The sequence below is a fragment of the Sphingobium sp. GW821-FHT02B05 genome, assembly GCF_059421905.1.
Window position 1 is genome coordinate 328,265 of sequence record NZ_JBWKVW010000001.1, and the last position, 13,222, is coordinate 341,486.

At 63.0% G+C, this 13,222-nt stretch carries 12 protein-coding genes; 8 read left to right on the forward strand and 4 right to left on the reverse strand.

The window, feature by feature from the left end; genetic code table 11:
- Positions 1 to 21: 21 nt before the first annotated feature.
- Positions 22 to 1,326 (reverse strand): lipopolysaccharide biosynthesis protein, encoded by a 1,305-nt coding sequence (locus AC07UX_RS01755; protein WP_495190308.1) that lies wholly within the window; start codon positions 1,324 to 1,326, stop codon positions 22 to 24.
- A gap of 111 nt (positions 1,327 to 1,437) precedes the next feature.
- On the opposite strand from AC07UX_RS01755, the gene AC07UX_RS01760 reads away from it, so the two are divergent.
- Positions 1,438 to 2,208 carry a phosphocholine cytidylyltransferase family protein gene (locus AC07UX_RS01760; protein ID WP_495190309.1) on the forward strand — a complete coding sequence of 257 codons (771 nt, stop codon included), beginning with the start codon at positions 1,438 to 1,440 and terminating at the stop codon, positions 2,206 to 2,208.
- A gap of 248 nt (positions 2,209 to 2,456) precedes the next feature.
- On the opposite strand, the gene AC07UX_RS01765 is transcribed toward AC07UX_RS01760, so the two are convergent.
- The 3 genes from AC07UX_RS01765 to AC07UX_RS01775 are packed head-to-tail and all read right to left on the reverse strand — an operon-like array spanning position 2,457 to position 5,052.
- On the reverse strand, positions 2,457 to 2,882 hold the full coding sequence (locus tag AC07UX_RS01765) for an HIT family protein (RefSeq protein WP_495190310.1): 426 nt from the start codon (positions 2,880 to 2,882) through the stop codon (positions 2,457 to 2,459).
- Positions 2,879 to 3,982 (reverse strand): CDP-alcohol phosphatidyltransferase family protein, encoded by a 1,104-nt coding sequence (locus AC07UX_RS01770; RefSeq protein WP_495190311.1) that lies wholly within the window; start codon positions 3,980 to 3,982, stop codon positions 2,879 to 2,881. Before AC07UX_RS01770 ends, AC07UX_RS01765 begins: the two co-directional genes overlap by 4 nt.
- Entirely contained in the window at positions 3,979 to 5,052 is a 1,074-nt protein-coding gene (locus AC07UX_RS01775) for a CDP-glycerol glycerophosphotransferase family protein (protein WP_495190312.1), read from the reverse strand. Before AC07UX_RS01775 ends, AC07UX_RS01770 begins: the two co-directional genes overlap by 4 nt.
- 303 nt (positions 5,053 to 5,355) lie before the next feature.
- Between AC07UX_RS01775 and AC07UX_RS01780 the strand changes: the two genes are divergently transcribed.
- The 7 genes from AC07UX_RS01780 (at position 5,356) to AC07UX_RS01810 (ending at position 13,222) form a co-directional block, all read left to right on the forward strand.
- Positions 5,356 to 6,144, forward strand: coding sequence for a succinate dehydrogenase iron-sulfur subunit (locus AC07UX_RS01780; protein ID WP_056682788.1), 789 nt, complete (start codon positions 5,356 to 5,358; stop codon positions 6,142 to 6,144).
- Between the two features lies 1 nt (position 6,145).
- Positions 6,146 to 6,607 (forward strand): PaaI family thioesterase, encoded by a 462-nt coding sequence (locus tag AC07UX_RS01785; protein ID WP_495190313.1) that lies wholly within the window; start codon positions 6,146 to 6,148, stop codon positions 6,605 to 6,607.
- Positions 6,604 to 7,716, forward strand: coding sequence for a cell division protein ZapE (zapE, locus tag AC07UX_RS01790; protein WP_495190314.1), 1,113 nt, complete (start codon positions 6,604 to 6,606; stop codon positions 7,714 to 7,716). Before AC07UX_RS01785 ends, zapE begins: the two co-directional genes overlap by 4 nt.
- 344 nt (positions 7,717 to 8,060) lie before the next feature.
- Entirely contained in the window at positions 8,061 to 9,023 is a 963-nt protein-coding gene (mdh, locus tag AC07UX_RS01795; RefSeq protein WP_495190315.1) for a malate dehydrogenase, read from the forward strand.
- A gap of 90 nt (positions 9,024 to 9,113) precedes the next feature.
- Positions 9,114 to 9,404, forward strand: a complete 291-nt coding sequence (locus AC07UX_RS01800) for a GIY-YIG nuclease family protein (protein ID WP_495190316.1) — start codon at positions 9,114 to 9,116, stop codon at positions 9,402 to 9,404.
- 48 nt (positions 9,405 to 9,452) lie between these two features.
- On the forward strand, positions 9,453 to 10,337 hold the full coding sequence (sucD, locus tag AC07UX_RS01805) for a succinate--CoA ligase subunit alpha (RefSeq protein WP_495190317.1): 885 nt from the start codon (positions 9,453 to 9,455) through the stop codon (positions 10,335 to 10,337).
- An 89-nt stretch (positions 10,338 to 10,426) separates the two neighbouring features.
- Positions 10,427 to 13,222, forward strand: coding sequence for a 2-oxoglutarate dehydrogenase E1 component (locus AC07UX_RS01810; RefSeq protein ID WP_495190318.1), 2,796 nt, complete (start codon positions 10,427 to 10,429; stop codon positions 13,220 to 13,222).

Below are 13,222 nucleotides of genomic sequence, written 5' to 3' on the forward strand. Positions count from 1 at the left end.
CTGCTTCCGGCCCGTTTCCGATCAGTCCCGCATCGCGCGGCGGCTGGCGAGGCCCATCATCGCGAACCCGGCGAGCGAAGCGGCGATATTGGCCATCGCCGCGCCCTTCGTGCTGTAAAGCGGCAGCAAAGCCGATTGCAGGGCGAGCAGCAGCAGGGTCGACACGAAGGTGATGCGCAGCGACAGCCCGGCCCGGTCGGTCGCCATCAGCAGCGGCCGATAGCTGACGCCGATCAGGTCGATGCAGGCCGCCACCCCCAGCATCAGCAGCAGCGGATAGGCGGGCAGGAAATCCTTGCCCGCGATCAGCCCCAGCAGCGGATGGCCGATGGTGACGATCAGGCCGATGATGACTGCGCCCGCCACCAGCGCCAGCTTGTTGGTGCGGCGGAACAGGGCGCTCAGCGCTTCCTTCCCATGGTTGCTGGTGCGCGACAGTTCGACGAAGATGCTGCGCGAGAGCAGGCTGGAAATCTTGGTCAGCGAATTGGCGAGCTGGTTGGCGAGGCGATAGAGACCCGCGCCGGTCGGACCGACGAAGGCGCCCACGATCAGCACGGCGACCTGCTGGCCGATGGAAGACAGGCTGGTTTGCAGGTTGGTGGCGGTCAGGAAGCCGATGATGCCGGGATTTTCGATCCGCGCGTCCAGCGCCCGGCCCGCGGTCCAGCTGCCGATCCGCCCGCGCCCGACCTTCAGCGCCAATTGCCAGTAGCTCAAGGCGCAGAGCAGTTCGGCAAAGGCCCAGGCGATCAGGAAGCCGCTGATGTTGGGCATGATCGCCAGCGCCACGCCCGCGCCGATCATGCGGCCGACTGGGATCATGGTTTCGGCAAAGGCGGCCGAATCGAACCGGTCGAACAGGCGCAGCACGCCCGTCGGGCTGGACCGGATGGTGATCATCATCACCATGCAGAATAGCCAGACCTGCCACCCCATGTCCGGCCCGATCTCCAGCAGATCGCCGAACAGCAGGATGATCGCGGCGGCGATCAGCCCGCCCGCGACGGCAGAGCCAAGGTCGATCAGGATGCAGAAGCGCAGCACCCGGTTCAGCGCATCGCCATTCCCGCTCGCCAGATGCGGCTGGCCATAGCGCACGACGATCTGCCAGCTGTCGAAGCTGACCAGCGTCTTGATGACGTTGGCGGCGCTCAGCACCAGCGCGAAACGGCCGAAATCCTCCACCCCCAAATTGCGGGTGACGATGGCGAGATAGGCGAGGCTGAGCACCGCGCCCACGCCCTTGCCGCCCAGCAGCCAGCCGGTATTGGCCAGGATACGGGCGAAACCATCGCCAGCGGCTCCCGATCCGCGCTTGAACATCGTGACTCCGTAGGACCGAAGGAGGGTTAGGCAGGTCGCGCTTTAGGCGAGCGACAGATCGAGTGCAAATGCCGCCTTTTTTTCGGCCAAATTGGCTTCTAAAGCGCGGGCATGACGATCAGCAAAGCCATCATCCTTTCCGCCGGCCAAGGCTCGCGCCTCCTTCCGCTGACCCGCGACGTGCCCAAGTGCATGATCGACTTCAACGGCCGCAGCCTCATCAGCTGGCAGGTCGCGGCGCTGGTCGCCAATGGCGTGACCGACATCGTCGTCGTCACCGGATTCCGCACCGAACGGGTGGAGGATCACGCGCTGCAACTCTATCGCGACACCGGCGCGCGCATCCGCACCGTCTTCAACCCCTTCTTCCAGGTCGCCGACAACCTTGGCACCTGCTGGATCGTGCGCGAGGAGATGGACCGGGATTTCATCATCCTGAACGGCGATACCATCATTTCCGACGAGATCGTCGGCCGCCTGGTGAACGGCGCGCAGGACGCCATCACCGTGACCGTCGATATCAAGGCGGACGGCGACTATGATGACGACGACATGAAGGTGAACCGGGATTCGACCGGCCGCCTGCACCATATCGGCAAGCGGTTGCTGCCGCCCGACACCAACGCCGAATCGATCGGCATGCTGGCCTTCACCGGCGAAGGCCCCGCCATTTTCCGCAACCAGATCGAACAGATGATGCGCACGCCCGAAGGCGTCGAGCGCTGGTATCTGCGCGCCATCGACATCATCGCCAAGGGCAATCGCGTCGGCACCGTCTCGATCGACGGGCTGGACTGGCAGGAAGTCGATTTTCCTCAGGATGTCGAGGCGGCCAAGGCGCTGACGGCCAAGTGGGTCGCCGAAGGGCGCTACGCCAAATAGGATCTCGCGCGCTTAACTTCGCACATTTCCCGCTGAATTCGCAATTTCATGTCCTATTGCGGACCGATTGTTGCGGGTGGGTTGATGGTAGCAGCTGAGGCCTGAATAGGACAGCATAGGCCCTTCTCCCAGAGGGGGAGAAGTTGCGAGCGTCGCGAGTTGGGCGACGCTGGAAGAGGCGCGCGCGCTGCGCCATCTGCTCAATAAATCTGCTTGTGCGCATCCCTCTCACCCAAAGCGAGAAGGTTTCAGGCGAAATAGCCCTTCAACCAGTCGCGCAACCTGTCCAACTCGCTGTCCAGCTTCACTGCCGTGCCCAGATCGGGCTGACCCGGCCAGCCGGCATCCGCCACCGTCACGCCCGCTGCGCTGCGTTCGCCCGCATAGCGGGGCAGGACGTGAAAATGGACATGGGGATCGACCATCATCAGCATCAGATAGTTGATCCGCGCATAGTCCACCGCCTTGCCCAGCGCCGCCTCGATCGCCGCGGTGACGGTCTTCAACTCCGCATGCGCCTCCGCCGGCAGGTCGCCGAAGGCGGTCGCGTCGCTCTTGGCCGCCAGCACCAACGACCCCAAAGTCGGCTGGGCCGGGCGCAGCAGCACCACCCAATTGGCGAACTCGGCGATCAGCGTCGCTGGATGACCGAACTTTGCGATCGTCGCGTTCATAGCGCGGCTTCCGCTTCATTCATCCAGCTGACGATCGGCTGGCCCGACCGCGCCTGCCCATAGGCCTGCGCCAGCCGCACGGCATGGACGACCAGCGAGATGATCGTCCACCATGCCAGCGCGATCAGGCCGATATCGGGACGGGCGAACAACAGCGCGACGAACAGGATCACCATGTTCGGGTTGCGGCGCGCGGTGATGAGGCGAAACTGGCTGTCGAAGGGACGCCAGACATGAATGTCCATCTTGAAGTCCTTGAGGAACATTCCCTCGATCAGCCGTTGCAGCACATAGCCCGCGATCACGGCGGTCATGATGAAGGCGAAGGTGCCGTCCGACAGACCAAGGCCCCAATAGACCAGGCCCGTGCCCCAGAAATACCACCAGAAGGGCGGGTGGACGAGGTCCACGCCATGGTCGATCACATTGCCCCATTTGGACGAGGTGATGGTGCAGCGGGCCAGCTTCCCGTCCACCGTGTCCAGCACCATGAAGATGAAACCGCACAGGAATCCGGTCCAGAACAGCCCCTTGGCGAACAGGAAGGTCGCGACGAGGCACAGGGTCACGCCGATCACCGACACCATGTTCGGCGTCATGCGCAACTGCGCGGCGATGCGCGTCAGGATGAGCGCCAGTTCGGGCCAGAGGTATTTGGTCAGCAGGTCGGTCACGCCCTTATACGCACCGAAATAGCTGCGCCGCTCGATCGCCCGCCGCGATGCGGGCGTCAGTTCCCGCACCATCGGCTGCTCCAGCTTGCGCAGCTGGCGGTTATAGAGTTTGCGGCCGTCCGACAGATCGACGACATGCGGCGCGGTCAGCGGATCGGCGCTCTGCGCCACTTGCCCCACGACCGGCGTGCCGCCCCAGACGAACAAGGTGCCCGGCGTTTCCAGCACGAGCCGCAACAGCAGCGGGTCGAAGGCGTAGGTGAGGTTGAACAGCAGTTCATGCCCCGGCGCGAGGGCGCTGCCATTTTTGGCGGCGCTTTCCGCCATGCGCCGGTTGCGCTCGGCATTGGACATGCCCCAGATCGGCGTTGCATTGTCGCCGATCAGGCGGACCGGGCCAAGGGTGGTGGTGATCGTCTGGCTCATACGCCCTTCTTCGCGAAATTCAGGATCAGGTCCGCCTGTCTTTGGGATGCTGGGATCGGGGACAGGTCGATGGACTGCTGCATAGCCGCTTCCTGAGCAGCAACGAAGCCGGGTTGCAAGTCGTTCGCGCGGGCAAGCGCTTGCGGAAGGCTATCCGCGCGCGCGATCACCTGTCCCATTTTCCAATGGGCAAAAGTCTCGCACGCCGCATCGCGATGGTCGAGATTGAGAAAGATGCAGGGGCGCGGCTGGATGAGAAATTCATAAACCTGGCTCGATACGTCGCCCAGATAGACATCCGCGCTCATCGTATAACTCATGTCGATCGAATGGCGACTGCCCATGTCGACGCGGATGTGGGAGGCGCTGCTGACGATGGGCGGCACGCTTCTGGCCAGTTTCGTGTGCGGCGCGATGATGACGTTCCAGCCGGTCAGCGACTCCAGCGCCGCCAGCATCGCCGGGCCATGGTTGATCCATGACGACAATGCCGGATCGAAATGCGGATTATAGAGCAGCACCGGCTTGTCGTCGGGGAAGAAGCGCTGGCGATCGGCCTTCAGCTCGAATTTGGGATAGCCGCCGACCGCGACCGTTTCCGCCGTACAAAGGCCCCGGTCGATCATGCGGCGGCGATCCTTCTCGCCCGCCACCAGGGTCAGGTCGAAGTCGCGATGGCGCTTTTTATAGCCACCCTCGCGGTCGCCTGCGCCATGTTTGATGAGGATGAGGCGCGAGCGGAAACCCGGCACGCGGCGCAGCCAGGCGCTGCTGATCTCGGTCGTCACCAAAGTCGGGAATCGGGCGATGGTGGCATAGTTGAGCAGCAAGGTCGCGAGGCGCGAAGGCTGGCGGAACAGCGCGTCGGGGCGTGACGGCGGACGGCGTAACCGGATGAAGCGCAGGCTGCCGGTCGGGTCATAGCTGCGCACGAGCGCCAATATCCGGTCCGAAGGCGACAGGATGCTGACCCGGATGTCGGGCCGGCGCGCCAGTTCCAGCGCGGCGGGCAGCCAGTGATAGAGCTGCTGCGCTTCGGCGATGGCGAGAAAGGCGATGTCGGTCGGCAAGAAAAGGCCTCAATGGATGACTATGCGTGCCCCGGCGCAGGCCGGGGTCCAGTGCCACGGTCGCAACTGGACCCCGGCCTGCGCCGGGGAACAATATGGACCATGGCGGGCGCGACTGGAATATGATCTTGCCGCCGCCCTAACGTGGCTGGCCAGAGACGCAAGAAGCAGCGTCAATAATTGCAAGCCATTTGCAACAAGGGGTTGTGGGCAAATTCATGTCCCTCAGTGCTGGACCTTTGCGGAATTTCCGTTATGCGGACCCCCAACTGACAGACATCTTTCGAAGAGGCTCGACGAGCGATGGCCGAATTTGCGTTGCCCAAGAACAGCAAGATCAGCGGCAAGGGCGTGACCCATCCCGCGCCCGCCGGCGCGACCAATGTCCGCAGCTTCAAAGTCTATCGCTACGATCCCGACTCCGGCCAGAATCCGCGTTACGACACGTTCGAGATCGACCTGGACAGCTGCGGCCCGATGGTTCTGGACGCGCTGCTGAAGATCAAGAATGAATATGATCCCACGCTGACCTTCCGCCGCTCGTGCCGCGAAGGCATTTGCGGTTCCTGTTCGATGAACATGAACGGCCGCAACGGTCTGGCCTGCACCACCGCGATCGACGAATGCGCCGGCAAGGATGTGAAGATCACGCCGCTGCCGCACATGGACGTCATCAAGGATCTGGTGCCGGACTTCACCCATTTCTACGCGCAATATAACTCGATCCAGCCCTGGCTGAAGACCGTGTCGCCGCCGCCGTCGGGCAAGGAGCGGCTTCAGTCGCCCGCCGACCGTGAAAAGCTGGACGGCCTGTACGAGTGCATCCTGTGCGCCTGCTGCTCGACCAGCTGCCCCAGCTACTGGTGGAACAGCGACAAGTTCCTGGGCCCGGCCATCCTGCTTCAGGCCTATCGCTGGCTGGCCGACAGCCGCGACGAATATACCGGTGAGCGTCTGGACGACCTGGAAGATCCGTTCCGACTCTACCGGTGCCACACCATCATGAATTGCGCGAATGTCTGCCCCAAGGGCCTTTCGCCGGCCAAGGCGATCGCCGAAACCAAGAAGATGATGGTCGAACGGCAGCTGTAACTTGGCAAGCGACGGCATAGCCGGCGGCGTCACGCTGACCGAAGGGAAATGGGCGGGCTGGGCCGCATGGTCCGACCCGCATCCCGACACCTTCCTTCAGGCGATCGGCCGCGGTTACATGCGCGCGGAAACGGCGACCAAGGCGATGGTGGGGTTGGAAACGCGCTCCAGCCATCGCAACCGACTCGATACGCTACATGGTGGTTTCCTGGCCGCCTTCGCCGATCATGCCTATTTTGGCGGCCTGTGGGCGATGGGGCATCAGGGGCAGGTCAATGGCGTGACCATCGACCTTTCCATGCAATATCTGGGCGCCGGCAAGGTCGGGCCGGATCTGTTCGCGGAAGTGGAAGTGCTGCGCGAAACCGGGCGGCTCTTCTTCCTGCGCATGCTCATCACGCAGGATGGCCAGCTGGTCGCGGCCTCCACCGCCACCGTCAGAAAGCCGTCCCAGCCCAAATGACCAGCGTGATCGCCCGCTATGATGCGCTGGTGCAGGCCGGCGAATTGCGGCCCGATCCGGACCAGCGGGCGGCCGCCGAGCGACTCGACCGGTTGCAACAGGAACTGGAGGCGGCGCCGGCGCGCGGATCGACCCTGTGGAAGCTGCTGCGCAAGCCGCCGGAACCGCCACGCGGCCTTTATATGTGGGGCGGGGTAGGGCGCGGCAAATCGATGCTGATGGACCTGTTCTTCGACACGGTTCAGGTGAAGCGCAAGACGCGCGCCCATTTTCACGAATTCATGCTCGATGTGCATGCCCGCCTTGCCGAAGCGCGCAAGTCGGAGACGGGTGATCCCATCCCGCCGGTGGTCGAGTCGCTGGCGGACGAAGCGCGGCTGCTGTGCTTCGACGAGATGGTCGTCAATAACATGGCCGACGCGGCGATCATGTCGCGGCTGTTCACAGGGTTGCTGGAAAAGCGGGTGACGATCGTCACGACGTCGAATCGCGCGCCGGACGAACTGTACAAGAACGGCCTCAACCGTCAGCTTTTCCTGCCCTTCATCGACCTCATAAAGGTGAAGCTGGACGTGATGACGCTTAACGGGCCGGTGGATTATCGCCGCGACCGTCTGGGCGACGCGACGTTGTGGCACTGCCCCAACGGGCCGGAGGCGACGAAGGCCCTGTCCGACGCCTTCTTCCGCCTGACCGACTTTTCGGTCGAGGATCGGGCGAAGGTGCCGTCCGAGGAGCTGGCGGTGCAGGGCGGGCGCACCATGCACGTGCCCAAGAGCCTGAAGGGTGTGGCCGTCTTTTCCTTCAAGCGGCTCTGTGCGGAGGCGCGGGGCGCGCCGGACTATCTGGCGATCGCGCGCAAATATCATACGGTCATCATCGTCGGCATCCCGGTGTTGGGGCCGGAAAAGCGCAACGAGGCCGCGCGCTTCGTGACGCTGATCGACTCGCTGTACGAATATAAGGTGAAGCTGCTCGCGTCGGCCGATGCCGAGCCGATGCGCCTTTATCCCGAAGGCGACGGGGCGTTCGAATTTGAGCGGACCGTGTCGCGGCTCATGGAAATGCAGTCGGACGACTATCTGGCGCTGGGCCACGGGCCGAAATAAGCGGCCGGGCGTCTGCCCCGCTATCACACGCATCAAACGGCTCATCGCCGGGCGGAATCCGCCCGTCCCATGTCGCGTGCGCCGTTCATGAAGACGCAATCTTATCAGGGGAAAACAGGTCGGGTGCCGTCGATCACGATGGCACCCGACAGGATACCTCTGCAGGGAAGGCTGAGGGCCAGGGTAGAAGCCCTCAGCGACAGGGTGTGAATCGGCCTTAATGCAATTGCGAACGAATTGCAAAGATAATTTGCCTTTCAAGGATTTCGCCGTTGAAACCCCTGTTCGAAGGGCGTAGGCGAACCAGCAATTCCAGTAGTTCAAGACTTGGAGGATGATTGCATATGGCCCGTAACAAGATTGCGCTTATCGGCGCAGGCAATATCGGCGGTACATTGGCGCACCTGGCGGCGCTCAAGGGTCTGGGCGATATCGTCCTGTTCGACGTCGTCGAGGGCGTGCCGCAGGGCAAGGCGCTCGATCTGTCGCAGTGCGCATCGGTCGAAGGGTTCGACGCGAAGATCACCGGTTCGAACGATTATGCCGATATTGCGGGCGCAGATGTCATCATCGTCACTGCCGGTGTGGCGCGCAAGCCGGGCATGAGCCGCGACGACCTGCTGGGCATCAACCTCAAGGTCATGAAGGCCGTGGGCGAGGGCATCGCCGCCAACGCGCCCGACGCCTTCGTCATCTGCATCACAAACCCGCTCGACGCGATGGTGTGGGCGCTGCGCGAATTTTCGGGCCTGCCCCACAACAAGGTCGTCGGCATGGCCGGCGTACTGGACAGCTCGCGCTTCAACCACTTCCTGGCTGAAGAATTCGACGTGTCGGCCAAGGACGTCACCAGCTTCGTTCTGGGCGGCCATGGCGACACGATGGTTCCGGTCATCGAATATTCGACCGTTGCCGGCATCCCCGTTCCCGACCTGATCAAGCAGGGTCGTTCGACGCAGGAGCGCATCGACGCCATCGTCGCGCGCACCCGTTCGGGCGGCGGCGAGATCGTCGCGCTGCTCAAGACCGGTTCGGCCTTCTATGCGCCCGCCACCAGCGCGATCGCCATGGCCGAAGCCTATCTGGGCGACAAGAAGCGCCTGCTGCCCTGCGCCGCGAACCTGACCGGCCAATATGGCATCGACAATCTCTATGTCGGCGTCCCGGTCATCATCGGCAAGGACGGCGTGGAGCAGGTCATCGAAATCGACCTGAACGACGAAGCCAAGGCGAACCTTCAGGTGTCGGTTGATGCCGTGAAGGAACTGCTCGAAGCCTGCAAGGGCATCGATCCCTCGCTGGCATGAGCCTGATTTGGGTCTGTTCCCCGGCGATGGCCGGGGTCCAGTCCCACGGTCCGAACCGACCCCGGCCTCTGCCGGGCAACGGGAGGATGAATGGATAAGGCCGGTTTCGTCTATATCATGGCCAGCCAGCGTAATGGCACCTTGTATATCGGCGTAACCAGCAATCTGGTGCAGCGTGTCCATCAGCATCGCAATGGGTTGATCGACGGTTTCACCAGGAAATATGACTGCAAATTTCTGGTCTGGTTTCAGGCTTTCGACGACTTGAATGAAGCAAGGCGCCGGGAATTGCAGATGAAAGAATGGCGACGGGCATGGAAGCTTCGAGACATCGAAGCGATCAATCCGGACTGGAACGATCTCTATCTGTCGCTGATGTAGGAACTGGACCCCGGCCTTCGCCGGGGAACGCAAAGAACCGGAAAACAGATGTCGATCCTCATTAACAAGAATACCAAGGTCATCACGCAAGGGATGACCGGTGCCACCGGCACCTTCCACACCGAACAGGCGCTCGCCTATGGCAGCCAGATGGTTGGCGGCGTGACGCCGGGCAAGGGTGGTTCCAGCCATATCGGCCTGCCGATTTTCGACACCGTCGCTGAAGCCAAGAGCAAGACCGGCGCCGATGCTTCGGTCATCTATGTTCCGCCGCCATTCGCGGCCGATTCGATCCTGGAAGCGATCGACGCGGAAATCCCGCTGATCGTCGCGATCACCGAAGGCATCCCGGTTCTGGACATGGTCCGCGTGAAGCGGGCCCTGTCGGGCAGCAAGTCGCGCCTGATCGGCCCGAACTGCCCCGGCGTCCTGACCCCCGGCGAATGCAAGATCGGCATCATGCCCGGTTCGATTTTCTCCAAGGGTTCGGTCGGCGTCGTGTCGCGTTCCGGCACGCTGACCTATGAAGCCGTGTTCCAGACCACCAATGCGGGCCTGGGCCAGACCACGGCCGTCGGCATCGGCGGCGACCCGGTCAACGGCACCAACTTCATCGACGTGCTGGAACTGTTCCTGGCCGACGACGCGACCGAATCGATCATCATGATCGGCGAAATCGGCGGCGACGCGGAAGAACAGGCCGCCCAGTTCCTGATCGACGAAGCCAAGAAGGGCCGCAAGAAGCCGATGGCCGGCTTCATCGCGGGTCGTACGGCGCCTCCGGGCCGTCGCATGGGCCATGCCGGCGCGATCGTGTCGGGCGGCAAGGGCGACGCGGAAAGCAAGATCGCGGCGATGGAAGCGGCCGGCATCAAGGTTGCCGCCAGCCCGTCCGAACTGGGTTCGACGCTGGTCGAAGTGCTGAAGGGCTAATCAGCCCCTATATACAGGTGGCCGGGCTGCACCCCGGCCACTGATTTTCCCGCTCCGCGACTGCACGCGGCTGGGATGGGACTAGGGTAATGGGTTACGAGAACCAGGAATTCGAGACTGAGCGCGGCCCAAGCTGGGCACGCGACAATTGGCCGCTGAGCGAGACCGACGATCTGACCGGGGCGATGGACCCCACGCAGATGCAGGTTGCCGTGAAGGCCGCCGCCAAGGCCGCGGGCAAGGCCGTGTCGGATACCGACGCGGTTGCCGCCGCCGACGATGCCATTCGCGCGCAGTTGCTGATCCGCACCTATCGGGTGCGCGGGCATCTGGCCGCCAATCTCGATCCGCTGGGCTTGACCAAGCGTGACCTGCCGGCCGACTTGACGCCGGAATATCACGGCCTGACCGATCCCGCCAAGAAGGTCTATCTGGGCGGCACGCTGGGCGTGCAATATGCGACCGTGGCAGAGATCGTGTCGATCCTGCGCGCCAATTATTGCGGCAATGTCGGCCTGGAATATATGCACATCGCCGACGTGGAGGAGCGCCGCTTCCTTCAGGAGCGACTGGAAGGCAAGGACAAGGAAATCATCTTCACGCCGGAAGGCAAGAAGGCGATCCTGGCCAAGGTCATCCAGGGCGAACAATATGAAAAGTTCCTGGGCCGCAAATATGTCGGCACCAAGCGCTTTGGCCTGGACGGCGGTGAATCCATGATTCCCGCGCTGGAAGCGGTCATCAAATATGGTGGCTCTTCGGGCGTGCGCGAGATCGTGTTCGGCATGGCGCATCGCGGCCGGCTGAACGTCCTGGCCAATGTGATGGCCAAGGGCTTCCGCGTCATCTTCCACGAATTTTCGGGCGGCACCGCCAACCCCGAGGATGTCGGCGGTTCGGGCGACGTCAAATATCACCTCGGCACGTCGACCGACCGTGAGTTTGACGGCGTCAAGGTACACATGTCGCTCGTCCCCAACCCGTCCCACCTGGAAACCGTCGATCCGGTGGTGCTGGGCAAGGTGCGCGCGCAGCAGACCTTCCGCGACGACCTGGGCAAGCATGAACAGGTGTTGCCGGTGCTGATCCACGGCGACGCGGCGTTCGCGGGCCAGGGTATCGTCTGGGAATGCCTCGGCTTCTCCGGCGTCCCCGGTTACAATACCGGCGGCTGCGTCCACTTCATCATCAACAACCAGATCGGCTTCACCACCAGCCCGCAATTCTCGCGCGGCTCGCCCTATCCGTCGGACGTGGCAAAGGGTGTTCAGGCGCCGATCCTGCACGTCAATGGCGACGATCCCGAAGCCGTGACCTTCGCGACGAAGCTGGCGATGGAATATCGCCAGACCTTCCACCGCGACGTCGTGGTCGACATGTGGTGCTATCGCCGCTTCGGCCATAATGAAGGCGACGAGCCGGGCTTCACCCAGCCGCTGATGTACAAGGAAATCCGTCAGCATCCGCCGGTCAGCGACGTCTATTCGGCGCGGTTGAAGAATGAAGGCGTGGTCGACGACGACTATGTCAACAAGGTGACGGGCGATTTCGTCAATCATCTGGAAGACGAGTTCGAAGCGGCCAAGAGCTACAAGTCGAACAAGGCGGACTGGTTCGCCGGTCGCTGGTCGGGCCTGCACAAGCCCGCCGATGCAGAAACCTCGCGCCAGAGCGTCGAATCGGCGATCAGCAACAAGTTGTTCGACGGCCTCGGCAAGACGCTGACCACCGTCCCGGAAGGACTCAACGTCCACAAGACGCTGACGCGCGTGCTCGCTGCCAAGGCCGAGATGTTCAAGTCCGGCGAGAATTTCGACTGGGCGACCGCTGAGGCTCTGGCCTTCGGCTCGCTGCTGTCGGAAGGCTATGGCGTGCGCCTGTCGGGTCAGGACTCCGGGCGCGGCACCTTCAGCCAGCGTCACGCCGTCTGGACCGACCAGGACAGCGAGAACAAATATATTCCTCTGTCGACCGTGCCGCACGGCCGGTTCGAGGTGCTGGACTCGCCGCTGTCCGAATATGGCGTGCTGGGGTTCGAATATGGGTTTGCGCTTGCGGACCCGAAGAGCCTGGTAATCTGGGAAGCGCAGTTCGGCGATTTCGCCAACGGCGCGCAGATCATCTTTGACCAGTATATCGCCTCGTCGGAAACCAAGTGGCTGCGGTCCAACGGCCTCGTCTGCCTGTTGCCGCACGGCTATGAAGGGCAGGGGCCGGAACATAGCTCGGCCCGTCTGGAGCGCTTCCTTCAGCTCTGCGCCGAAGGGAATATCCAGGTCGCGAACATCACGACCCCGGCCAACTATTTCCACGCGCTGCGTCGCCAGATGCTGCGGCCCTTCCGCAAGCCGCTCATCATCATGGCGCCCAAGTCGCTGCTGCGTCACAAGGGCGCGGTCAGCAAGGCCGAGGATTTCCTGGGCCAGACGCACTTCAAGCGCATCCTGTCCGATCCGAACGGGTCGGCCGACAAGGATACCAAGCGCCTGGTCCTGTGTTCGGGCAAGGTGTTCTACGACCTGATGGACGCCCGCGATGCCGCCGGCGACAGCGACGTACAGATCGTTCGTATCGAGCAGATCTATCCGTTCGCGACCGAAGCCCTGGCCAAGCGCATCGAGCGCATGACCAATTTGGAAGAGGTCGTGTGGTGTCAGGAAGAACCGCGCAACAACGGCGCCTGGTTCTTCGTGGAACCCTATATCGAGGAAGCGCTGGCTAACGCCGGCAAGGCGCCGATGCGCGCCCGCTATGCCGGTCGCAAGGCGTCCGCTTCGCCCGCAACGGGCCTGGCGTCGCGCCATGTGTCCGAACAGGGTGCCCTCGTCGCCGATGCGCTGGGTCACAGCGTCCGTGAAGAAATCCGTCGCCAGAAGAAAGGCTGA